General features: G+C 62.0%; 16 protein-coding genes, 1 tRNA gene and 1 pseudogene. All 18 read right to left on the reverse strand.

What is annotated here, in order from left to right:
• Nucleotides 1–21: 21 nt before the first annotated feature.
• Nucleotides 22–801 carry a triose-phosphate isomerase gene (gene tpiA, locus EIH27_RS02825; protein WP_124039458.1) on the reverse strand — a complete coding sequence of 260 codons (780 nt, stop codon included), beginning with the start codon at nt 799–801 and terminating at the stop codon, nt 22–24.
• Nucleotides 801–1994, reverse strand: coding sequence for a phosphoglycerate kinase (locus EIH27_RS02830; RefSeq protein WP_124039459.1), 1194 nt, complete (start codon nt 1992–1994; stop codon nt 801–803). The genes tpiA and EIH27_RS02830 overlap by 1 nt, the downstream gene beginning before the upstream one ends.
• 82 nt (nt 1995–2076) lie before the next feature.
• Complete coding sequence (gene gap / locus EIH27_RS02835) at nt 2077–3087, reverse strand: type I glyceraldehyde-3-phosphate dehydrogenase (RefSeq protein WP_124039460.1); 1011 nt, start codon at nt 3085–3087, stop codon at nt 2077–2079.
• 153 nt (nt 3088–3240) lie between these two features.
• Nucleotides 3241–4230: a DNA-binding protein WhiA gene (whiA, locus tag EIH27_RS02840; RefSeq protein ID WP_124039461.1), complete on the reverse strand. Its 990-nt coding sequence runs from the start codon at nt 4228–4230 to the stop codon at nt 3241–3243.
• Nucleotides 4231–5352 carry a gluconeogenesis factor YvcK family protein gene (locus EIH27_RS02845; protein ID WP_124039462.1) on the reverse strand — a complete coding sequence of 374 codons (1122 nt, stop codon included), beginning with the start codon at nt 5350–5352 and terminating at the stop codon, nt 4231–4233. It lies immediately after the preceding gene.
• Nucleotides 5352–6296, reverse strand: a complete 945-nt coding sequence (gene rapZ, locus EIH27_RS02850; protein WP_124039463.1) for an RNase adapter RapZ — start codon at nt 6294–6296, stop codon at nt 5352–5354. Before rapZ ends, EIH27_RS02845 begins: the two co-directional genes overlap by 1 nt.
• Nucleotides 6297–6338: 42 nt before the next feature.
• Nucleotides 6339–8432: an excinuclease ABC subunit UvrC gene (uvrC, locus tag EIH27_RS02855; protein ID WP_124039464.1), complete on the reverse strand. Its 2094-nt coding sequence runs from the start codon at nt 8430–8432 to the stop codon at nt 6339–6341.
• Complete coding sequence (gene uvrA / locus EIH27_RS02860; protein WP_124039465.1) at nt 8433–11276, reverse strand: excinuclease ABC subunit UvrA; 2844 nt, start codon at nt 11274–11276, stop codon at nt 8433–8435.
• A 128-nt stretch (nt 11277–11404) separates the two neighbouring features.
• Nucleotides 11405–12412: a TerC/Alx family metal homeostasis membrane protein gene (locus EIH27_RS02865; protein WP_241152943.1), complete on the reverse strand. Its 1008-nt coding sequence runs from the start codon at nt 12410–12412 to the stop codon at nt 11405–11407.
• Between the two features lie 176 nt (nt 12413–12588).
• On the reverse strand, nt 12589–14676 hold the full coding sequence (gene uvrB / locus EIH27_RS02870) for an excinuclease ABC subunit UvrB (protein WP_420892135.1): 2088 nt from the start codon (nt 14674–14676) through the stop codon (nt 12589–12591).
• Between the two features lie 95 nt (nt 14677–14771).
• Nucleotides 14772–15623, reverse strand: a complete 852-nt coding sequence (locus EIH27_RS02875) for an aldose epimerase family protein (RefSeq protein WP_124039467.1) — start codon at nt 15621–15623, stop codon at nt 14772–14774.
• Between the two features lie 57 nt (nt 15624–15680).
• Entirely contained in the window at nt 15681–17027 is a 1347-nt protein-coding gene (locus EIH27_RS02880; protein ID WP_206424865.1) for a gluconate:H+ symporter, read from the reverse strand.
• A gap of 158 nt (nt 17028–17185) precedes the next feature.
• Entirely contained in the window at nt 17186–17848 is a 663-nt protein-coding gene (gene coaE / locus EIH27_RS02885) for a dephospho-CoA kinase (protein WP_206424866.1), read from the reverse strand.
• Between the two features lie 125 nt (nt 17849–17973).
• Nucleotides 17974–19443: a 30S ribosomal protein S1 gene (gene rpsA / locus EIH27_RS02890; protein ID WP_124039469.1), complete on the reverse strand. Its 1470-nt coding sequence runs from the start codon at nt 19441–19443 to the stop codon at nt 17974–17976.
• Nucleotides 19444–19610: 167 nt separating this feature from the next.
• A complete protein-coding gene (polA, locus tag EIH27_RS02895) occupies nt 19611–22280 on the reverse strand; it encodes a DNA polymerase I (RefSeq protein WP_124039470.1) in 2670 nt (889 codons plus the stop codon).
• 71 nt (nt 22281–22351) lie between these two features.
• Complete coding sequence (locus EIH27_RS02900) at nt 22352–22960, reverse strand: ANTAR domain-containing response regulator (protein ID WP_124039471.1); 609 nt, start codon at nt 22958–22960, stop codon at nt 22352–22354.
• Nucleotides 22961–22989: 29 nt separating this feature from the next.
• Nucleotides 22990–23070, reverse strand: a tRNA-Leu gene (locus tag EIH27_RS02905).
• Between the two features lie 30 nt (nt 23071–23100).
• Nucleotides 23101–24431 (reverse strand): annotated as a pseudogene (gene pyk / locus EIH27_RS02910) (pyruvate kinase).
• Between the last annotated feature and the right edge of the window lie 33 nt (nt 24432–24464).

Genomic DNA, 24464 nt, shown 5'->3' on the forward strand with positions numbered 1-24464 from the left:
GCTCCTAAGGTATGGGGCGAGTTACATCTTCTGATACTCAGCCATAGCGGCGAAATCCTCCGGTTTGAGGCTTGCACCGCCCACTAGAGCACCATCGATATCTCGCTGTGCCATGAGTTCCTTAATGTTGCCGGGCTTCGCGGAGCCACCGTACAGCACACGTATGGATTCTGCCGCCCCCGCGCCGAAGCGCTCAGAGATGCGAGCGCGGATAGCGCCGCACACCTCCTGGGCGTCAGCCGGCGTAGCTACCTTCCCGGTGCCGATGGCCCAGATCGGCTCGTAGGCTACCACCACGCGGCCAACAGCATCCGCCTCCCAGCCGGAGAACATGGCGTCGATCTGCCCCAGCACGTGTTCAACGTGCTTACCGGCCTCGCGCACCTCCAGCGCTTCGCCACAGCAGATCACGGGCACGATGCCGGCGGCGAGGGCCTTCGCGGCCTTCGCTCCCACTTCCGTGTCCGTTTCGCCGTGGTACTGACGGCGCTCCGAGTGCCCCACGATCACGTAGGAGCACCCGAGCTTGGTCAGCATGGACACCGAGATATCACCCGTGAATGCCCCGTTATCCTGGGCCGACACATCCTGCGCACCATAGGCGATTTTCAACTCATCGGAGTCCACGAGGGTTTGCACGGAACGAATGTCCGTGAACGGCGGAAACACCGCCACCTCTACCCGGTTGAAGTCATGCTGGGCGTCACCAAGCGTCCACGCCAACTTCTGCACCAGATGCGTGGCCTCCAGATGATCCATATTCATCTTCCAGTTGCCCGCAAGGAGCGGTGTGCGTGCCATTAGTCCTCCAAAACAGCGATACCGGGGAGTTCCTTGCCCTCGAGGAACTCGAGGGAGGCGCCGCCACCGGTGGAAATGTGGTTGAACTTGCTCTCGTCAAACCCTAGCAGCCGGACCGCAGCCGCAGAATCTCCACCGCCCACGATGGTGAAGCCGGGCGCATCCTGAATGGCCTCGGCGATGCCCGCGGTGCCCTTGGCGAAGGTGGGGAACTCGAACACGCCGACCGGCCCGTTCCACACCACCGTCTTCGCGTCCGCAATCTTGGAGGCAAACAGCTTGACCGTTTCCGGTCCAATATCCAGGCCCATCTTGTCCGCCGGAATGTCATCAACGGACACTACGTCGCCGGCGGCGTCGCGATCAAACTTTGCCGCAACCACCTCATCGACGGGCAGGACGATCTCCACGCCCTTCTCCTTGGCCTTGGCCAGGTACTCCTTGGCGGTTTCCACCTTGTCCTCTTCCAGCAGCGAAGTACCCACTTCCTTGCCCTCAGCCTTAAGGAAGGTGAAGGCCATGCCGCCGCCAATAAGAATGCGGTCCGCCTTCTCAATGAGGTTATCGATCACCGGGATCTTGTCCGAAACCTTGGAGCCGCCCAGTACCACCGTGTAGGGGTGAGCCGGATTGTCCGTGCCCTTGGAGAGCGCCTCAATCTCCTTCTGGACCAGCAGGCCCGCGGCGGATGGAAGCTTGGAGGCGACGTCGTAGACGGACGCCTGCTTGCGGTGCACCACACCGAAGCCGTCGGACACAAATACGTCGGCCAGGGACGCATACTCCGCGGCGATCTCTGCGCGCTCGGCATCGTCCTTCGAGTTCTCACGGCCGTCAAAACGGACATTCTCCAGCAGGAGAATCTCGCCGTCCTTGAGAGCGGCCGCCTTGGCGTGCGCATCCTCGCCCGTGGTATCCGCGGCGAGTACTACCGGCTGACCCAGCAGCTCGGAGAGACGCTTGGCAACGGGAGCCAGGGAAAGCTTGGGGTTCACCTGCCCCTTCGGGCGGCCAAGGTGAGCGGCATTGATGATACGGGCCCCATCGCCCAGCAGCTTCTTCAGCGTGGGGAGAGCGGCGCGGATACGGCCGTCATCCGTGATTTCGCCATTCTCATCCAGTGGCACGTTGTAATCCGAGCGGACAAAAACCTTCTTGCCCGCGAGGTCACCCAGAGATTCGATCGTCTTCATTTTGGTTCCTTACCTTGAAAGCTTAAGAAAAGGGTGCCCGCTAGAGCCTTGAACTCTGGCGAGCACCCTTAATCGCATTGAACTAGGCGAGCTTGGAGCCGACATACTGGGTGAGCTTCACCAGGGAGGTGGCGTAGCCCCACTCGTTGTCGTACCAAGCGCCGATCTTCACGAGGCCGTCCACAACCTTGGTCAGGCCGGCGTCGAAGATGGATTGGTTCGGGTTGCCGATGATGTCAGAGGATACAATCGGATCCTCGGTGTACTGGAGGTGACCCTTGAGATCGCCCTCAGCGGCAGCCTTGAACGCAGCGTTGATCTCCTCAACGGTGATGTCCTTCTTCTCCGGGATGAAGGTCAGGTCCGTGAGGGAGCCGGTGATGACCGGCACGCGGAGCGCGTAGCCGTCAAACTTGCCGGCCAGCTCCGGGATCACCAGGGCCACGGCCTGGGCAGCGCCCGTGGACGTGGGGATGATCGAGTAGGTGGCGGCGCGAGCACGGCGCAGATCCTTGTGCGGGCCGTCCTGGAGGTGCTGATCCGCGGTGAAGGCGTGCACCGTGGTCATGAGGCCCTTCTCGATACCGAAGTTGTCCACCAGTACCTTGGCGGCAGGCGCCAGGCAGTTGGTGGTGCAAGACGCGTTGGAGATGACGTTGTGCTTCTCCGGATCGTAGGTGTTCTCATTGACGCCCATCACGAAGGCGGCATCCACGCCCTTGCCCGGGGCGGAGATGATGACCTTCTTGGCGCCGGCCTTGATGTGGGCCGAAGCAGCCTCAGAGGTGCGGAAGCGGCCGGTGGACTCGATGACCACGTCCACGCCAAGATCCTTCCAGGGGAGGTTGGCGGGATCCTTCTCCGCAAGCACCTTGATGAGCTTGCCGTCCACCGTGATGCCCTCATCGGTGGCCGCAACCTCGTTCTCAAGGACGCCGTTCGCGGTGTCATACTTGAGCAGCGTGGCCAGCGTCTTCACGTCGGTCAGATCGTTGACGGCGACAACCTCGAGGTCAAAGTTGTACTTCAGGATCGAGCGGAGAGCAAGGCGACCGATGCGGCCAAATCCGTTGATACCAATACGAGTGGTCACTATTTTCCTCCTCCTGCAGTTCATGCAGATCGGTTGATTCTCACCAGACGTGAGAAGTTGAGTGCTGGTTTTCACCAGAACCATGGACATTCTAGCGAAAGGCCATACTTAGCGGCAGGCCAAGGGTCCTGAGAATCCGCGGGTAGGAGAAAACTAGCGTCCGGTGGCCAATCCGTGCTGTTCAGCCACCGCATCCATGGTGGTGGGAATGCCCTGCCGCGCTGCTTCCTTATCCGCGAGCGATGTGAGGCGCCGTAGGCGCCCGGCCACGGCGTCCTTTGAGGCGGGTGGATCCAGGTGCTCGCCCAGTACAGCGAGGGAATCGCTCGGATAGGCCAGCCGCACATCACCAGCGGCCCGCAGATTATCGGGAACGGAGGCGCCCAGAATCTCAAAGGCACGCTCCACCCGAATAACGGTGGTGACCGCCGCTGCGGCCGAGCGTCTGATGTTCGCATCGTCAAAGTTGGCCAGTCTGTTCGCTGACCCCTTGACCTCACGCTCTACTCGCAGTTCCTCCCACTGCAGCACGGCGTCATGCGCCCCCATCCGCGCCAGCATGTCGGAGATCGCCTCTCCACCCCGAATATCCACGCGGGCACTCCCCCGTGACTCGCGGACACGGTAGGGAATATCAAGCCGCCTCGCTAATCCGCCCAGCGCGTAGGCGGCCTCCATACGGGGGCACACCACCTCCAACGCCGCATTACGCCCCGGTTCCATGAGGCTGCCCCGCGCCAGAAACGCCCCGCGCCAGGCCGCGGCCGCGTCCGCCTTGGTGCCGGACATGATCCGGTGGGACAGGCCCAGTACCTGGCGTCCATGCATGTCCAGAAGCCCGAGCTTGCGCGCGATACGTTCGGCGTCGTCCGAAACGGTGACCACGAAACGCTGCCCGTTACGCATCTCCCCGGACACCTCAATAAGCGCCGGCTCCACATTGAAAACGCGTCTCATGCAATCCCACAGGCGCTCCGCACTGGCGCGATGCGAGAGGCCGGCTTCCAGATCCAGGTGCCGTTCGTGAATGGAGATGCCGCCGGCAACGCGAAACATGGCGGACATCTCGGCTAGTACGGCACTGGTGCCCACGGGCCGCACGTGCACTAGTTCTTCTTTGACGGCGGTGGTCATTGCCGGCATTTACTCCTCCTCCACATCGCCCACGGCGCCCTCGAAGGCGTCACGCAGCGCCGCGGCAAGTCGAATCGAATCATGCCGTGCGGGTTCACCGCGCATACTCACCTGCCGCAGCATAAGCGTGGCGCCCAGTTGCTCGGCCGCGGTTGTTACGGCGTCGATATCCCCCACCGCCGCAGGATCGGCTATGACGACGTCGACGCCGAGGTCGGGCGCGTACTGGTGGAAGGAACGGAGGTGGCCGGCCGCGTCCATGCCCTTCGTTTCCCAATCCGAGCACAGGTTAAGTACCAGCGCCTTGCGGGCGCGCGTGGTGCGTAGAGCGTGCTGAATCTCCGGAACCATGAGGTGCGGAATGACGGAGGTGTACCAGGAGCCGGGGCCGAATACGGCCCAGTCCGCGTGCTCGATGGCCTCCAGCGTCTCGGGAACAGCCGGCGGATCCTCGGGAAAAATGCGGACGCGCTCCACGCGGCCCTCAGCCGTTGCCACGGCCACCTGGCCGCGCACGACTGTGTGGACGCCATTATTGTCCACGTCCGCCTCCACCGTGAGCGGAATGGCGGCCATGGGCAGCACGCGGCCCGTCACCTTGAGCAGACGCCCCACCCAGTCCAGGCTGGCTACGGTGTCCCCCAGTTCCTCCCACAGGGCCACAATGAGGAGATTACCCAGCGAATGGCCGTTAAGCGGTCCGTTCGAGGTAAATCGATGCTGAAGCACGTCCCGCCAGATAAGGCCCCACTCGCCATCCTCCGTGAGCGCAGCCAGTGCCATGCGCAGGTCCCCGGGCGGGATCACGTCAAATTCTTTACGCAGCCGTCCCGAGGAACCACCGTCATCGGCGACCGTCACGACGGCGACGATATTGCGGGTGAGGACCCGCAGCGCGGACAGGGTGGCGTAGAGCCCGTGTCCCCCGCCGAATGCGACCACGCGTGGTCCGCGCGCACCACGGCCCAGGAACGTCGGTTCCACGCCCAGATGCGGCCCGCTACTCACCTGCGCATCCGTCCAAGGATCCGCGGCGGTAGGAGGAACCCCGGGAATAGCAGGCGTAGGAACCCGGTGTTTCGCCGCGCTTCCTCCTTTTTCGCGTTTCGCCGCGGTCTGTTGTTCGCGCATTACTCGCGCCCCAGGTCCCGATGAATAGTGCGCACGTTGTGCCCGCGGCTGCGCAGATACTCGGAGATCGCATTGGCGATGGCAACCGAGCGGTGCTGCCCGCCCGTGCACCCAATGACGATGGAGGTAAATGGCTTCATTTCGCGCTGATAGCCGGCCAGCACCGAGTCCATGAGATGACCATACTGCTCCACAAACTCACGTGCCCCCGGCTGGGCCAGCACGTAGTCTGCCACCGGGGCATCATTCCCGTTGAGGTGCCGCAATTCCGTCACCCAGTACGGGTTCGGTAGGAAGCGCACATCCGCCACGTTGTCCGCATCCAGTGGAATACCGTACTTGAATCCGAATGAGGTGACCGTCACGCGCGGGGCGGCGGCGTCCTCCCCCACCAGTGTGCGTACCTTCCGCGCCAAATCATGGACGGATAGACCCGTCGTGTTAATGACGTAGTCCGCACGCCGCGCCAGATCCGCGAGAATTGCGCGTTCCTTGACAATGCCATCCAGGAGACGACCATCCCCCTGCAGCGGGTGCGGCCGGCGCACACTCTCGTAGCGGCGCACCAGCTCTTCATCCGAGGCATCGAGGAAAATGATCCGGTAGGCAATACCGCCGGTCTTGAGCTCGTGGAGGGCATCCACCAGCTCCGCGAAGAACTCCCGCCCGCGCACATCCACCACCACGGCCAGGCGGTTAACCCCACCGTCCGGAGTGATAAGGCCGGCCAGCGCCCGGATAAGCCGCGGCGGAATATTGTCCACCACGTACCAGCCCAGATCCTCAAGTGTGGCTGCGGTGCGGGAGCGGCCGGCGCCGGACATACCGGTCACAATGAGCACTTCCGGCACATTGGGCACAATTGGCGTGGCAGCCTCATCTTTGGCCACCACGGCGGGGATATTGGCCGTGGCCGACGGATCATAACGGCGAGTTTCACTCATGGGGCCATCTTGCCACAGGCACCACGCGGTGAGCGGGCGGCGCTAAGCCCGCGGCTGCCCGGGCGTGGTATCGGAAATCTCCGGCGAGGAAGCATCCTGACCGGGCTGACTTGACGTCTCTGCATGAAATGCCCGATATACGGTGTCCGCCAGCTTGGGGCCGATACCTTCCACCGCCTCCAAGTCCGCACGGTCCGCCTGCCGAATTCTGGCCAGTGAACCAAGAGCCTTCAGTAGGGCCTTTTGCTTAGCCGGGCCCAGACCCGGGATGGAATCAAGCGCCGAGCGCGTCATATTCTCCCCGCGCTTCTTGCGGTGGAACATAATCGCGAAACGATGGGACTCGTCGCGCAGCTGCTGAAGTAGCCGGAGCGCCGGCGAGGTGCGCGGAAAAATCACCGGGAATTCCTCGCCGGGGATCCACACTTCTTCCAGGCGCTTGGCAAGGCCCACAATTTGCACGTCCGCGTGGAGTTCGTCTACCACCTTTTGGGCGGCGTTCACCTGCGGTAGGCCACCGTCCACCACAATGAGGTCCGGGTGATAGGCGAAGCGCCGCGGCCGCGAACTGGATTCATCGGCGCCCCGTGCGTGCAGCTCCGCGGCGCGGGCCACGTCCTCTTCACCGCCGGCGTCACTGGCCGCGGCGTCGTCGTCCTTTAAGCGCGAGAGCCTACGCCGCAACACCTCATCCATGGCCGCCGTATCGTCCGGAACACCGTGTCCCTCCGGACCGCGCACGATGTAGTGACGGTAATCCGCTTTCTTTTTCAGCCCGTCCTCAAATACCACCATCGAACCCACCTGCTGATTTCCCTGGGTGTGGGAGATGTCGTAGCCCTCGATCCGGAGCGGGGCACGCGGCAGATCCAGTCCATCCCGCAGTTCCTCAAGCGCCTGCGTCCGCACGGTCATATCCTGCGCGCGAGCCAACTTGTTGCGCTGGAAAGCCTGCCGCGCATTCTCGTGCACAATTTCCGCCAGATGGGCCTTCTTGCCACGCTGGGGACGCTTGAGGCGCACCGGTCCGCCACGCCGATCCGAAAGCCACCGTTCCATCGCGGCCCGGTCCGTGGGAAACTCCGGCACCCAGATCTCCGCCGGAATCGCGCCGGTGGGCACATGATCCCGATCATCCACCGCATTACCCGCCTCCACCGTACGATCCCCCTGGGTGCCCACGCCCCGATAGGCGTCATACGCCGGATCGCCGTATACGTGCAGGAGTAGCTGGTTGACCACCTCCGCCGGGGAGGTACCGTCTGTTTCGCTCACCCAGCCGCGCTGCCCGCGGATACGGCCCCCACGCACGAAGAACAACTGCACGGAGGCGTCAATCTCATCGGCCTCAAGGCCCACCACGTCCGTGTTGAGATTGCCCTCAAATACCACGTCATTACGCTGTACGGCTGTTTCCAGCGCCTTCACTTCATCGCGTAGCTTCGCCGCGCGTTCGAAATCCTCCTGCGCGGCGGCCAGGCGCATCTGCCGTTTCTTGGCATTAATGATCGTGGAACCGTCCGAATCCATGAAGTCCACGAACGCCTGGCACTGTTCCCGGTTGTAAGCCTCGCTCACACGCCCGGCACAGATCCCGTTACACAGCCCAATGTGCGTATTAAAACAGGGTCTCCCAGAGCGGCGCGCCTGCTTGAACTGCGCATCCGTGCACCCGCGCATGTGAAACACGGGGCGCAGCGAATCCAGGGTCTGCCGGATCGCCCACACCTTCGTAAACGGACCGAAATAAACGGAATCGCGGCGATGCTTCTCCCGGGTGATATACGGGCGCGGATACCGCGATCCCATGGATACCGCTAGGTACGGATAGGACTTATTGTCCCGGAACATCACATTAAACGGCGGTTCCAGCTGCTTAATGAGCGAATACTCCAGCGTGAGTGCTTCAATTTCGGAGCCTACCACCACCCACACCACGTGAGTGGCTGAAAAAACCATTTTCCGGATACGCGGAATCAGGTTTTCGGGGGGCTGGAAATAGTTGGCCAGCCGTTGGCGCAGGTTTTTCGCCTTCCCCACGTAGAGCACGCGCTCTTCGGCATCGAGAAAACGATAGACGCCCGGGTCCGTGGGGATGGTGCCCTGTGGCGGCCGGTAGGACTGCGGATCGGCCACCTAGGCACGCCCTCCCTTCAGCATCTCCGCCAGGTAGTGCCCCGTGTAGGAGTCCGGCACCTTCGCCACCTGTTCCGGCGTGCCCGTGGCCACCACGGTGCCGCCGCCGTTACCACCCTCCGGCCCCATGTCAATAATCCAGTCCGCGCACTTAATAACGTCCAGATTATGCTCGATCACAATCACCGTATTGCCCTGCTCCACAAGGCCTTGAAGCACCAGGAGCAGCTTGCGGATGTCCTCAAAATGCAGCCCCGTGGTGGGTTCGTCGAGGATATATACGGAGCGGCCCCGCGTCCGGCGGTGAAGTTCGGAGGCTAGCTTGACGCGCTGTGCCTCGCCTCCGGAGAGCGTGGTGGCGGATTGCCCCAGCCGCACGTATCCCAGGCCCACCTGTTCCAGCGTGGCCAGGTAGCGGGTGATGGACTGCACCGGCTCGAAGAACTCCCGCGCCTCATGAATGGTCATGCCCAGCACTTCGGAGACGTTCTTGCCCTTGTAGTGCACCTCCAGTGTTTCGCGGTTGTACCGCGCACCATGGCACACCTCGCAGGGAACGTACACATCCGGTAGGAAATTCATTTCGATCTTGATGGTGCCGTCACCCTTGCAGTTCTCGCAGCGACCGCCCTTCGTGTTGAAGGAGAAGCGGCCCGGCCCATAGCCGCGCACCTTCGCTTCAGGGGTCTCGGCGAAAATGTTGCGCACCTTGTCCCATAGACCCGTATAGGTGGCCGGGTTGGAGCGCGGTGTCCGGCCAATGGGTGACTGGTCAACGTGCACCACCTTGTCCAGGTCCTCAGGCACCTCCACACTCCGATGCTTACCCGGCACCAGTCGGGCTCGATTCAGCTGATTGGCGAGCGCGCGGTAGAGAATCTGATTGACCAGGGTGGACTTGCCCGAGCCGGATACGCCGGTCACGGCAATAAAAGTGCCCACGGGGAATTTCACCGTAATGTTTTTAAGATTGTTCTCCGCCGCTCCACGCACGACAATCTGCCGCTTCGTGTCCCGCTTACGGCGTTTCGCGGGAACGGCAATGGCGCGGCGCCCAGCCAGGTAATCCCCGGTGACCGAATCTTTGCACTCGATCAACCCGGCCACGTCTCCGGCGTAGACAATCTGGCCGCCCAGTTCACCCGCACCCGGGCCCACATCCACCACATAATCGGCGCTGCGAATGGTGTCCTCGTCATGCTCGACCACCAGCAGGGTGTTCCCGAGGTCCCGCAACTTTTTGAGGGTGGCAAGCAGCTTGTCGTTATCGCGCTGATGCAGCCCAATGGAGGGTTCGTCCAGCACATAGAGCACGCCCACCAGCCCCGAACCAATCTGGGTGGCAAGGCGAATACGCTGCGCCTCCCCTCCCGAGAGCGTGGACGCCGAGCGCGCCAAGGTGAGATAGGAGAGCCCCACGTCCTCAAGGAAGTGCATACGAATCTTGACTTCCTTTAGCACCTGCGCGGCGATCTGCGCCTGCCGGGAATCGAGGGTCACGGTTTCAAGGAAACGGGTGGCCTCGTCGATGGGTAGCCGCGTGAGCTCGTCAATGTTCAGTTCTCCGAGCCGCACGGCCAGTACTTCGGGCTTGAGGCGCGCGCCGTGGCAGACCGTGCAGGGTACCTCCCGCATGTAGCCCTCATAGCGCTGCTTCGACCAGTCCGATTCGGTCTCTGCCCGCTTGCGCTGCACGTAGTTGAACACGCCCTCAAATCCCGTGGAGTAGGTGCGCATTTTTCCCCACCGGTTGCGGTACTTGACCTGCACCTCGTAGTTGGAGCCGTGCAGCAGTGCGTCCCGGGCGCGCTTGGGTAGGGCCTTCCACGGTGTGTCGACGTCGAAGCCGAGCTCTTCCCCCAGCGCCTCCATCTGACGGGTAAAGAAGTCACGATGCCCGGTCCAGGGCGCAATCGCGCCATCCCGGAGGGTTTTCGTGGGGTCAGGAACCACCAGGTCCTCGGCCACCTCCAGCTTGGACCCGATACCGTCGCAGGCCGGGCAGGCGCCGTAGGGAGCGTTAAAAGAGAACGTACGCGGCTGGATTTCCTCGAGAGCCAGCGGGTGGCCGTTAGGACACGCACGCTGCTCGGAGAAACGCCGCTGCCGCTCCGGATCGCCGGGATCCCTGTCCGGCAGCTCCACCACCAGGCCCTTGGAAAGCCGGAGCGCCTGCTCCACCGAATCCGTGAGTCGGGTACGAATACCATCGCGGATCACCATGCGGTCCACCACCACATCGATGGAGTGCCGCAGCTTCTTATCCAGCTTGGGCGCCTCATCGAGACGCACAATCTCCGAGTCCACGCGTGCTCGCGTGAAGCCCTCGGTGCGCAGATCGTTAAATAGTTCGGTGTACTCGCCTTTGCGGTCCCGGATCATGGGTGCGAGAACCAGGAACCGGGTGCCTTCCGGATAGGCGAGTACGGCATCCACGATCTGCTGTGCGCTCTGCGCCTGAATTCGTGCACCGCAGACGGGGCAATACTGAATACCGGCACGCGCGTAGAGCACGCGCAGGTAGTCATAGACTTCGGTCACCGTCCCCACCGTGGAGCGCGGGTTGTGATTCGTAGATTTCTGATCGATCGCCACGGCGGGTGAGAGTCCCTCGATGAGGTCCACATCCGGCTTATCCATCTGCCCGAGGAACATGCGCGCATACGAGGAGAGTGATTCCACATAACGCCGCTGTCCCTCGGCAAAAATAGTGTCAAATGCCAGCGACGATTTTCCCGATCCGGACAATCCGGTGAATACGGCGAGCGTATTGCGAGGGATTTCCAGCGACACGTCCTGGAGATTGTTCTCTCGAGCGCCCTTAACGCGAATCACATCATTCACGCCGGACACTTTACACAACCGAACAGTTGTTCGGCATTCCGAGGCTCACCGTCACCGTCTTGCGTGAGAAGCCCGACGACGCCGAACGCGAGCGTACTAACTACGCGCGCGCCCACGACGTCGTCGCGCTACTTCTCCGTGGAGCGCTGCTTAAGCCACGACGCCACAACCGTAATCACCAGGACCACCATGATGACCGCCAGTGAACTGAGCGGGCTAAACGCGGGGATAACCGTCAGCCAGCCGTAGGCATGGCATGCCTCGACCACCAGTTTCAGGCCGATGAAACCGAGGATAACGGCGAGTCCGTAATGCAGGTACACGAGACGGTTGAGCAGTCCATCCACCAGGAAGAACATTTGCCGAAGCCCCATGAGCGCGAATGCGTTGGCCGCGAAAATGATGAGCGGCTGCTGGGTGAGGCCAAAGGAGGCCGGGATGGAATCGAGGGCGAACATGAGATCCGCGCCGCCGATCGCCATGATGCAGAGAATGTAGGGGGTGAGCTCTTTCCGCCCCGTCGCCGGGTTGAGGGTGCGCGCACTGTCGTCGGTAAAGTGGTCGGCCACCGGGTAAAAACGGCGCACCAGCTTTACAAAACCGTTCTCGTTGTGCGTTGTTTCTTCGGTTTCCTCCTCCTCGCCGGTACCCTCCCGCGCCTGCTTGATGGCCGTGTAAATAAGGAAAGCAGCGAAGATAAAGAAGACCCAGGAGAAGCGGGCAATGAGCGCGGCGCCGGCCAGAATGAACACCAGGCGGAGCAGGAGCGCGATAATGATGCCCCAGAACAGCACCTTTTGTTCATATTTCCGGGGCACCGCGAAGGAGCCCATGATGATAATGAACACGAAAATGTTGTCCACGGACAGCGAAAGCTCCGTGAAGTAGGACGAGTAGAACTGGACGCCAAATTCGGGAGCATGCTGCCACATCAGATACAGGCCCAGTACCAGCGCCAACGCCACGTAGAATCCGAGCCAGCCGGCGCTTTCCTTCATGGACGGTTCGTGCGGCTTACGCACGTGCGATACCAGATCAAATCCAAGCAGACCGATCACCACAACGGCCAGGATGCCCCACTCAAGAGGATGCACCGCCATTTGGGCGGCCGACGCCGCGGACACAGTGCCCGCCATAAGTACAGAGTTCAAGAGATCCTCCGGTTGCTAATAGACCGGAGGTCTTCTCCGCCCCGTGGGCGATCCGCCCGGGCAGAGCCGTGATGACGAACGAATACTTATGGAGTACTCCCCTCCGGAGGCGAGTCTATCCGCCCGGAGCTACGGATCACCTGGATGTGAGCAATTTCCGGCTACTTCTGCGCCTGCTGGGAGTGCCACAGCTCCGATTTAAGATCCTTAATCTCATCGCGGTAGCGGGCAGCGAGCTCGAATTGAAGGTGATCAGACGCGGCGTGCATTTGTGCTTCCAGGTCCTCGATCATCTTGCGCAGCTCGGCCCCGCCTTTGGCACGTGCAATCTCCGCCGCCGACGCGCGCCCCTTCGCGCTGTCCGGCTCCTGCCGGTAGCCGCCCTCCAGGAGCGTTTCCGTGTCCACGTCCTCCCGCGCCAGCATGTCCGTGACATCCGCGATCTTCTTGCGAAGTGGTTGCGGATCGATGCCGTGTTCCTTGTTGTAGGCGATTTGAATTTCACGACGCCGGTTTGTCTCGTCGATAGCCTGCTTCATGTTGGGGGTGATCGTGTCCCCGTACATGTGCACCTCTCCGGACACGTTTCGGGCCGCGCGGCCAATGGTCTGGATGAGCGAGGTGGTGGAACGCAAAAAGCCCTGCTTATCCGCGTCCAGAATCGCAACGAGCGACACCTCCGGGAGGTCCAGACCCTCACGAAGCAGATTGATGCCCACCAGAACGTCAAACTCGCCGAGTCGCAGCTCACGCAGCAATTCCACGCGCCGCAGGGTTTCGACGTCGGAATGCATGTACTCCACCCGTACCCCGCGGTCCGCGAGGTAGTCCGTGAGGTCCTCGGCCATCTTCTTCGTGAGCGTGGTGACCAGGACGCGCTCGTTCTTCTCCGTTCGCTGACGGATCTCCTCCAGTAGATCGTCGATCTGGTGCTCGGTGGGTTTGACCTTGATGAGCGGATCCACCAGACCGGTGGGGCGGATAATCTGTTCCACATAGCCATCCGAACGCTCGCGCTCGTAATTGCCGGGCGTAGCGGACATGTAGACGGTCTGCCCCACGCGCGCCTCGAATTCGGCAAATTTCAGGGGACGGTTATCCATGGCGGAGGGCAGGCGGAACCCGTACTCGACGAGTGTGCGCTTGCGGGACATATCGCCCTCATACATGGCCCCAATTTGCGGCACGGTCACGTGGGACTCATCAAGAATGAGCAGGAAATCATCCGGGAAGTAATCCAGTAGCGTGTTTGGCGGCGTGCCCGGCCCGCGCCCGTCAATGTGCCGCGAATAGTTCTCGATGCCCGAGCACGTGCCAATATTGCGCATCATCTCCAGGTCATAGGTGGTGCGCATCTCCAAGCGCTGCGCCTCAAGGAGCTTGTTCTCACTGCGCAATTCCGCCAGGCGCCCATCGAGCTCCTCCTCGATGGAATGGATGGCGCGTTCCATGCGCTCGGGGCCGGCAATGTAGTGCGACGCCGGGAAGATGTGGGCCGTTTCCACCCGGTCTATTACCTCCCCCGTCAGGGGATGCAGGGTGGAGAGCGAATCTATTTCGTCCCCGAAGAACTCAATCCGAATGGCCAGCTCCTCATAAACGGGGATGATTTCCACCGTGTCCCCGCGCACCCGGAATGTGCCGCGAGTGAAGGCAATGTCATTGCGCGTGTACTGCATCCCCACGAAGGTGCGCAGTAGTTCATCCCGGTCCACCCGGTCCCCCACGGTGAGCTGGACCATTCGGTCCACGTACTCCTGCGGCGTGCCCAAACCATAGATGCAGGAAACCGAGGCCACCACCACCGTGTCTCTGCGCGTCAGCAGCGAGTTTGTGGCCGAATGCCGCAGCCGCTCCACCTCGTCATTGATCGATGAATCTTTCTCAATGAAGGTGTCCGTTTGCGGTACGTAGGCTTCCGGCTGGTAGTAGTCGTAGTAGGACACGAAGTACTCCACCGCATTGTGTGGGAGTAGCTCGCGGAATTCTGCCGCCATCTGCGCGGCCAGTGTTTTATTCGGTTCAATAATGAGCGTGGGGCGCTGCACCTGCTCCACCAGCCAGGCGGCCGTGGCGGATTTGCCGGTGCCCGTGGCACCCAGGAGCACAATGTCCTTCTCACCGTTGTTCAGGCGTTCGGTGAGTTCTTTGATGGCACGCGGCTGATCGCCGGACGGGGTGTAGTCCGTGATTACTTCGAAGGGGTTTTCCGCGCGCCGAATGTGAGTCTCGAGGGCCATACTGGCCATCGTAGCGGTATACGAAGGGCCCGCAGCAGCGGGCCCTTACGTTATGAGCAAACGGAACGGCGCAGTGGGACTGCTCGGCCGCTTGCCGGCACGTCCTAGCTCAACGCCGCATGGAGCGTGAGGATAGCGCTCTCGCCCGCGTGGAGCCTCGGCGCGCCGTCGCGCACGCGGGTGGCCTTCACACACACAAAGTGCTCCCACGCGTCATCGGGCATGTCCGTGTTGGACTGTGACCCAGCTGTGCCTGGGTTCCACACCACCGTCTTGTCCGATTCCGGTGACGTCACGGTGATGGTGCGGCCGGCGGTCCCGTCCGCGATGGCGATGGGGCCGGTGAACGGGTAGAACCGGTCCACTGTTTGCCCCGTGAGCGCTTCGAAGGCACCGTCCGGGAGCGCTGCGTTTCCGTTCAGACGGTCAACACCGCCCGATTCCACACCGCTGAGGCTCACGTGCCTTGCGTCCACCGCCCAGTACGCGTGCAGCGCCAGCTCGGGTTGCACCTCGCCGCCGCCAGCGTTGGTCACGGCGAACTCAATGCCTAGCTCCCGGCCAAACACCACCGTGTAGCGCAGCGAAAGCGCCGCAGAATCACGCTCACCCGGACGCTCACCAGCGAGAGTGAGTACCACGGTGACGGTGCCGGCGTCGTTACGAACGTCCTCGAGCTCCCAGGTGTGGATACGCGCCCACCCGTGCAACCCATCCTCCGAGGGGCCAAACCATGGTGTAATGACCGGAATGCCGCCGCGAATGGGCTCTCCCTGAGTAAAGACGGAATCCGGGCTCATATAGAGTGCGGACGGCTGGCCAGCCGGTGCCCACGCGGCCACGTGCGCCCCATAGAGATACACCAGGCCGGTGGCCACATCCGTCTTCACCTCGACGGCCTGCAAACCGTGCTTCGTTACCAGTTGCACCCCATCGAGTGCCGAAAAATCAACCATGCTTCTCCTTTGAACAATCCAAGTTTAAGGGGTACCGAGTACCTCCCCGGCGTCGCGCTAGTGGATGAATACGGACAGAACCATCACGTAGGCGAGGGACGCCAGCGAACCCGAGGCGAGCAGGCCGCACCATGTTCTGAACGTGTCCTTAATGGACAGGTTGAAATACTCCTTAAACAGCCAGAACGAGGCATCGTTGATGATCGTCATGAAGTTGGAGCCGGCCGCCGTGGCCAGTACCAGGAGCGTCGGATTAATACCGGCCATCATGGCGCCGGTGGACGGATCCACCACCGCAGCGGCAATAATACCGGCCGACGTGAGTGCCGCCACCACACCCTGGCCGGTTGCTAGCCGAATGAGCACGGTGATCAGCCACGCCATAATGTAGGGCGAAATCGAGGAGGCCGTCATGAGGTTACCGATGTAGTCGCCCACGCCAGAATCGATCACCACCTGCTTGAAGGCGCCGCCGCCGCCAATGATCATGACCACGCCGGCGATGGTGCCGATCGCGCCCGTGAAGGCCTTCATGCACCACTTGGAATCGTGGTGCTGCGCCGTGCCAAACAGCAGGAAGGCGAGCACGAGGGCGATGGACATGGCCACCGGGGAGGAGCCAAAGAAGTTAATCCACTGCCCGGCGGCTGATTCCTTGTCAATGAACGTATTGAGGATGGTCACCGCGATCATGATGAGCGCCGGCGAGAGCGGCACCAGCAGGGATACCCAGAACGACGGCGGATTGGTCGCCTCGGTCGCGGCATCCGCATCCTGCTCCATGAATTCCGGGGTGGGACGCTCCAGGTTTCCAATCAGCTTCGGCCACAGGAGCCCGCCCACCAGCACCCAGATAATGGCCATGGGAATGCCGAGCAGGTACACCATGCCGGTATCCGCACCGTAGGTTTCCACGAGCGCCACGGGGCCGGCCTGCGGCGGGAAGATTGAATGCGCCACGGTGGTGGCCGCGACGGCTGGAATAGCCAGGCCCAGCCACGGGACACGCGCTTCCTTGGCGATGGAGATCACCAGCGGCGCGATCATGATGAACGCGACCTCGTAGAACATGGCGAGACCGAATACAAGGCCGATGATAATGACTGCGGCCTTCACCCATCGCACGCCAAACTTGCGAATGAGCGTGGAGGCGAGCACATGGGAGGCACCAGAATCCACCATAAGTTTGCCGATCGCGGCACCGAACACCACGATGATGGCCAGTGAGCCCAGCGTGGAGCCAAAACCATTCGTGATGGTGGTAAGCGCGTCACCCGGCGCCATGCCGTTCAGTAGTGCAACGGCCAGAGCCGAGAGCAGGAGCGCCAGCATCGAGTTGACGTTGAACTTAATGTTGAGAAACAGCATCAACGCGATGCCGACCACGAGCCAAACTATGGGCAAGATATTCCCCCTCAAAATTGCGTGGAGCCCGTAAAGGGCAAACATTTCTCAATATAGGCAAAATCGAGACCGGAAATTCGGGACCTTTGTGGAGCGCGACGACGCCGTTGCGGGCACCCGCTACCACGCGCGTATGCCCACCACCACGCATGTAGCTCTTAAACGCTCATCCCCAGCCAGGTACGCGCGAGATCCGCAACAAGCTCCTCTAGTTCCGGCGTGCTCCCCGCATTGTTCACCCAGATATGCGTCACCTCCCGGCGTTGCGCATCACTCACCTGGGCGCGAATCCTGGCCTGCGCCTCCTCGCGCGGCAGGCCGCGCTCCTCAAGCCGCTTCAACCGGAGGCGAAGGGGTGCCGTCACCATGACGACGGCGTCGTACTCCCCCGCCGTGCCCGTCTCCACCAGCAACGGGATATCCGCAACGCCCACCGCCCCCGTGGGGAGCGCGTCAAGGCGGCGTTTCGTTTCCGCCAGCACCCACGGAACGATAATGTCCTCAAGCGTGTGGCGGCACGCCGCGTTGGCGAAAACAAGCTGCGCAAGGCGGCGCCGATCTAACTGGTCCCCCGCGAATACGCCCGGACCAAATGCCTCCCGCACCCGCTCTGCGCCCGAAGAACCCGGAGCGGTGGCCTCACGCGCCAATTCATCGTTATCCACCACCACGGCACCCAAACGCTTAAGAACTCGGGAAACCGTAGACTTCCCGGTCCCAATCCCGCCCGAGACAGCCACATGAAGCGCACGATGGGCCGGCAGTGTAATGGGGCGGAGGAGTTCGGCGCGCGCAGCGCCGCGAGTAAGCATTCCGGGCATAGAAAAAGGGTAGCGGGAAATGAACGGCTCCCTGCCTATCGGAACTGAATTGCACAGTCCAACAAACAGGGAGCAGCTCAATCCGCTACCCGGCGGGTAACGATCCGCACGCCGCGGCGGCGTGCTTAGTTGTTCGTCAGCTTCTCACGAAGAGCGGCCAGCGCCTCATCGGCGTCGGAATCGAGCGAACCCGCGGACTCCGACGTGGAGGAATAGCTGGTTTCGTGGGACACGGACGCGGTATCGGCCGAGTGGCCGGCATCCGCCTCGAAAGCGCGGGAAACCTGAGCCTTGTGGCCCTCCCAGCGCTCCTGCGCGGCCGCGTACTCCTGCTCCCAGGCCTGACGCTGCTTCTCGTAACCCTCGAGCCACTCGTTGGTTTCCGGATCGAAGCCTTCGGGGTACTTGTAGTTGCCGTTTTCGTCGTACTCCGCAGCCATGCCGTAGAGCGACGGATCGAAATCATCAGAGTTCGGATCCACGCCCTCGTTCGCCTGCTTGAGCGAGAGGGAGATGCGGCGGCGGTCGAGATCGATATCGATCACCTTGACGTAAATGGTCTCGCCAACCTTGACCACTTCCTCCGGGGAATCCACGTGGCGCGGAGCAAGCTCGGAGATATGGACCAGGCCCTCGATGCCGTCCTCGACGCGAACGAAGGCGCCGAACGGAACCACCTTGGTGACCTTGCCCGGCACGATCTGGCCGATGGAGTGCGTACGAGCGAAGGACTGCCAGGGATCTTCCTGGGTGGCCTTGAGGGACAGGGACACGCGCTCGCGATCCAGGTCCACATCCAGCACCTCGACCATGACCTTCTGGCCGACCGACACGGCGTCGGACGGGTGATCGATGTGCTTCCAGGACAGCTCCGAAACGTGCACGAGGCCGTCCACGCCACCGAGATCCACGAAAGCGCCGAAGTTGACAATGGAGGACACAACGCCCTCGCGTACCTGGCCCTTGTGCAGCTGGTGAAGGAATTCGCCACGAGCCTGGGACTGGGTCTCCTCCAGCCACGCGCGGCGAGAGAGCACCACGTTGTTGCGGTTCTTATCCAGCTCGATAACCTTGGCTTCGAGCTCGCGGCCGATGTACGGCTGCAGGTCACGGACGCGACGCATCTCCACCAGGGAGGCCGGCAGGAAGCCACGCAGACCGATGTCCAGGATGAGGCCGCCCTTGACGACTTCAATGACGGTTCCGGTAACAACACCTTCATCCGCCTTGATCTGCTCAACCTTCTTCCAGGCGCGCTCGTACTGGGCACGCTTCTTGGAGAGGAGCAGACGGCCTTCCTTGTCCTCCTTCTGGAGAACCAGGGCTTCGATGGTGTCACCCACCTCGACTACATCGTCGGGGTCAACGTCATGCTTGATCGAGAGTTCCTTGGAGGGAATAACACCCTCGGTCTTGTAGCCGATGTCGAGGAGAACCTCATCACGGTCCACCTTGACGACAGTGCCTTCGACAATGTCGCCGTCGTTAAAGTACTTGATCGTCTTATCGATCGCGGCGATAAGTTCTTCCTCGCCGCCGATATCGTTAACGGCGACCTCGGGAAAAGTCGAGGACTCGTTGGTGTTATTGGCCATAAATTAATGACTCCGGTTAATTAGAGTAATAGTTCGGGAGCGCTACGCGCCCAGTGGCAGCGGGTGCCGGCACCAATCCCTCACTCTACGGCCTGATAACGGCCCGAGCAAGCCAATTTGAGCGAATCTAACTAGTGGGCTGCGGCACGCGAACCGCGGCCGCCTGGCTAGTGAGCCGCGGCACGCCAGTCTGTCCCGTATCCCACACCAACCGAGAGCGGCACGGCCAGCGGGTAGGCGGAGCCCATTTCCCGCCGCACAATCGCCTCAACCGCTTCCCGTTCACCCGGCGCCACTTCAAGCACCAGTTCGTCGTGGACCTGAATGAGGATCCGCGAGGAGAGGTGCGCGTCCCCGAGCGCTGCCGCCACCTGCACCATCGCCACCTTGATGATGTCCGCCGCGCTGCCCTGGATGGGTGCGTTAAGTGCCATGCGTTCCGCCGCGTCCCGCAGGCGCGGGTTCTTGGAGGTGAGTTCGGGCAGATACCGACGCCGTCCGAGGATCGTTTCGGTGTAGCCGTCGCGTTTCGCCTGTTCCACCAGCGAATTGAGGTAGGTGCGCACATTGCCGAACCGAGCAAAATACGCGTCCATTAGTTCCTGCGCCTCGCGGGTGGGCACATGGAGTTGGGCGGCCAGTCCGTAAGAGGAGAGGCCGTAGGCCAGTCCGTAACTCATGGCCTTCACTTTGGAACGCTGGGCTGGCGTCACGGATTTCTCCGGAATGTTGTATACAAGCGAGGCGACGTAGGAATGGAGATCCTCACCCTCCTGGAACGCTTCGATGAGCCCCTCATCCCGGGAAAGCGAGGCCATGATGCGCATCTCTATTTGCGAGTAATCGGCGGTCAGCAGGCCTTCAAAACCCTCACCCGGGATAAATACGGAGCGGATTTGGCGTCCTTCCTCTGTGCGCGCGTGAATATTCTGCAGGTTGGGTTCCGTGGAGGAGAGCCGGCCGGTCGCGGCCACCGCCTGCTGGAAGGTGGTGTGAATGCGCCCGTCCGGCTGCACGGCGGCGCTTAGCCCCTCGACCGACTGCCGGAGTTTCGTCACTTCTCGGTGAGCCAGTAATGCGCCGAGGAACTGCTGTCCCGCCACGGCCTGTGCGTCCTCACGCGCCGCGATCTTCTCCGCCAACGTAGCTAGCGCATCCGCATTTGTGGTGTAGCCGGATTTCGTCTTCTTCGTTTTCGGTAGCCCGAGCTCGTCGAAAAGCACGGCCTGCAATTGCTTCGGACTGGCCAGGTTTACTTCATGCCCGATAGCGGCATAGGCCTCCTGCGCCGCCATGGACACGCGGGAATCAAAGTCCTTCCACATGCCGTCCAGCTTGACCTTGTCCACCGCGATCCCGGTTGCCTCCATGCGCTCGAGCGCCCTCTCCACGGCTAATTCCAGCCGCGTGAGATCCCCGTTTTCGCCGTGCTTAGCCAATTCCTTATCCAGGGCTTGCGCCAGCGGCACCTCAACGGCAGCGAGGCGCGCCAGTTGATCGTCACCGGCCTCCAGCCCTGGAATCTGGCCGGCGGATTCGGGCGCATTGACTTCCACACCAAGGTGACGAATGGCCAGGTCCCCCACGTCATAGGTGCGCTGTCCCGGATAAAGCAAATACGCCGAGAGCATCGTGTCCCGCGCCACGCCATTCAACTCGTAACCTGCACCGTGCCAGGCATGCCAGGCACCCTTCGCGTCATGGACAACCTTCTTGGACTCACCGCTGAGGAACGCGGCCAGCGCCTTCGTGCCCTTCTCATCCACATCGGCGAGGTCCACTGACAGCACATCCTGGCCGGCTGCGATCGCAAACCGTTCCACGTCGCCCTGACCAGGCCCGAAGGCGCCGCGAACCGCCATGCCGTAGGCGGGCGCATCCCGGTGCGCCTCCAGCCAACCGGCCACATCATCGGTACTTACGCGGAGTTCGTCGGCTCCGGATGGCTCACCGGTGCCACCTTTCTCCGGAAGCGCCGCGAGCACGCGCCGTCGCAGTCCGGTGAAGTCAAAACTGTCAAAGAGCGCGTGCATGCGCTCCCGCTCCACCCCGGCGGGCCGCAGTTCCTCAAGATCCGCCACTATGGGCAGGTCCCGTACGGACTGATTAATACGGCGGTTGAGCCGTACCTGCTCCTCGCTGGCTCGTAGTGCCTCGCCAGCCTTTCCGCGAATATCCGCCGCGTTGGCGAGAATTCCCTCGAGGTCCCCGTACTTGGCGATCCATTTGGCGGCCGTCTTAGGCCCCACGCCCTTCACCCCGGGAATGTTGTCCGCGCCTTCTCCCACCAGTGCGGCCATATCCGGGTACTGCGCCGGGGTGACGCCGGTGCGCGCCACAATCGCGTCCGGGTCCAGCTCTACCATGGCCGAACGCGGCATGGGGTAGAGCACGTGCACGTGATCCGAAACTAGCTGATAGGAATCCTTATCCCCGGATGCGACCCAGACCTGCCACCCGGCCGCTTCACCGCGCGTGGCGAGGGTGGCCACAATGTCATCCGCCTCGAAATCCTCCACGGTGAGCCAGCGGATGCCGAGTACATCCAGCACCGCCTGGATGAGGCTGATCTGTCCCTTGAATTCCTCCGGCGTGGCCGCACGCCCACCCTTGTAATCGGGGTACTCCCTGGTACGGAATGTGCCACCCGGCAGATCAAAGGCCACCGCCACGTGTGTGGGGTGATGATCCTCGATCATCTTGAGCAGCGTGGAGGTGAACCCGTAGACGGCATTTAGGTATTGTCCGGCGGCATTGCGGAAGTTATCAGGCCGCAGTGCGTAGAAGGAGCGAAATGCCATGGAATGGCCGTCAAGTAGCAGGAGCGATTCAGTCACTCCCCCACCTTACCGTGCCGGCGCCCCATCACCGGGGCGCCACGACGTCGTACTACCGCGCAGGTACGGGCCTACTTTGAGCGACCCACCTGCTCAATGACAGCGTCCGCAACTTCGCGCATGGTGAGGCGCCGGTCCATGGATGTCTTTTGGATCCAGCGGAAGGCTTCCGGCTCCGTCAGGCCCATGTGGCTCTCCAGCAGACCCTTTGCGCGGTCCACCCGCTTACGGGTTTCAAACTGCTCACTGAGTGAGGACACCTCGCTCTCCAGGGCAGCGATCTCCTCATTACGGGATACAGCGATCTCGATTGCGGGTAGCAGATCCGCGGCCGTGAAGGGCTTGACCACGTAGGCCATGGCGCCCGCGTCGCGGGCGGAATCCACCAATTCCTTCTGCGAGTATGCCGTAAGCATCACGATGGCCGTGCGCTGGTTGTCGAGGATCTGACCGGCCGCCGTGATGCCGTCCATACCGGGCATCTTGACGTCCATGATCACCACATCGGGTTCTAGTTCGGCCGCAAGTTTGACCGCCTGCTCACCATCGGAGCCTTCGCCCACAACTTCGTAGCCCGCATCCTCAAGCGTTTCCACGATATCCAACCGGATAAGTGTTTCGTCCTCCACTACCAGAGCACGAGTTTTCTCCTGCTCCTGTGTGGCATTGGCCTGCGTCATCCTCGACTCCTTTCGGCCTTAGTGCTTAGTGCTTCGGGCGGGACTCGAACCCGCATGCCTTGCGGCGCTGCATTTTGAGTGCAGTGTGTCTACCATTTCACCACCGAAGCGTGGCGGAGGCCGAAGCCCCCAGCAGCTTACTAATACCGGTCGTCTTCTCCAACCTTGATGAGACGCAAGGTATTCGTGGAACCGGACACACCCGTGGGCATACCCGTCACGATCTCCACGCGCTCGCCCTCACCGGCAATGTGCAGGGACTGCAGACGCTCGGACACCTGGTGCACCACCTCGGCCATTGAGCGAGCCGGATCCACCGTGTAGGCCTCCGTACCCCAGAGCAGGGAGAGCTGGTTACGCACCTTGTCACTCGGGGTCAGCGCGATGAGGCGAATGTGGGACCGCTGCCGTGCCATGAACCAGCGGTGTGCCCCGTGCTCGTGTACACCACCATGGCATTGACATCGAGCTCCTCGGCCACCTTGACGGCAGCCTTCGTCAGCGCGCGGGTACGCCCACCGTGCTCATCGTCGATTTCCGGAATACGATCCAGGCCATTTTCCTCGGTGAAGCGAACAATGTTCGCCATGGTTTCCACCGTCTTCGTGGGATAGAGGCCCACGGAGGTTTCGCCGGAAAGCATCACCGCATCCGCGCCGTCCAGGATCGCGTTAGCGCAATCGGACGCCTCAGCGCGAGTGGGCCGCGGATTGGTGGTCATGGAATCGAGTACCTGGGTGGCGAGAATCACTGGCTTTGCGCGCAGGCGAGCCAGTTCAATCGCCTTCTTCTGCACCAGCGGCACCTGCTCCAGGGGCAGTTCCACGCCCAGATCACCACGGGCCACCATGATGCCGTCGAACGCATCCACGATCTCCTCGAGGTTCTCCACGGCCTGCGGCTTCTCAATCTTGGCAATCACGGGGAGATGAATATCGAGCTCATCCATGATCGCGTGCACCGGCTCAATATCCTTAGCGCTCCGCACGAAGGACAGCGCAATCACATCCGCGCCGTACTGGAGGCCCCAGCGCAGATCCGCCGCATCCTTATCCGTCAGTGCCGGCAGCGACACCGGCACGCCGGGAAGATTGACACCCTTGTGGTCAGAGACCGGACCCGGCACCACCACGGAGGTCACCACGTCCGTATCCGTAACCTCCTCCACGCGGACGGCCACCTTGCCATCGTCAATGAGGATCATGTCCCCCTGGTGGCAATCTCCCGGCAGCCCCTTGTAGGTGGTGGAAACGCGCTCCTTCGTACCCTCCACGTCATCAACGGTGATGGTGAACTTGTCACCAGCGGCCAGCTCCACCTCGTGGTCAATAAACGTACCGAGACGGATCTTCGGACCCTGGAGGTCAACCAGCACGGCGATCGACCGGTCAATATCCTTGGCCGCCTGGCGTACGCGATCGATGCGCTCCTCATGCTCCGCGTGGGAACCGTGGGACGCGTTAGGGTGCATACAATCTTTGCTTTGCGCATGGCCTGATTCTAA

The organism is Neoactinobaculum massilliense (assembly GCF_900604955.1).
Taxonomy (GTDB): Bacteria; Actinomycetota; Actinomycetes; order Actinomycetales; family Actinomycetaceae; genus Neoactinobaculum; species Neoactinobaculum massilliense.